We start from the raw sequence: 443 nt of genomic DNA on the forward strand, positions 1-443 counted from the left end.
CTTTATTAATAAGCAGGGGGATGGTGTTAATTTAATCTTTTTAGGCTAAAAATTTAGGGTTAGCTTCAACCCCGAAGGCGCGGGCCAATTCTTTTAGCTGGTCATCCGTAATTTTTTGCTTGATTTGCCCGCCTTGCGCCATAATTTGGCTGTAGATTAAGGCGGCCTTTTCAACGGTTTCGATTAAACCAAAGGTTTCGTCTAGGTCAGCTCCGACCGCAAAGATGCCGTGGTGGGGCCACATGACCACCCGGTAAGCTGCCATTTTGGCCGCGGTCTTTGCGCCAATCTCGTTGGTGCCAGGGGTCATGTAGGGGATGATACCAACCCCTTCTGGAAAGACCACCAAGGATTCGGCCTGTATTTGCCATAAGAGCCGACTGAGCTTGCGTTCATCTAAGTCTTGGGTAAAGGATAAGGCGATAAAGTTAGTTGGATGGCAG

1 protein-coding gene is annotated in these 443 nt (G+C 48.5%); it reads right to left on the minus strand.

Annotated features, from left to right (window positions below):
• Positions 1–40 precede the first annotated feature (40 nt).
• Positions 41–443: rhamnulose-1-phosphate aldolase (gene rhaD, locus H6A28_RS14955; protein WP_204481096.1), on the minus strand; the 403-nt coding region annotated here is incomplete at its 5' end.

Origin of the sequence: Bacteroides mediterraneensis (assembly GCF_016900355.1) — a bacterium.
Classification (GTDB): Bacteria; Bacteroidota; Bacteroidia; order Bacteroidales; family Bacteroidaceae; genus Phocaeicola.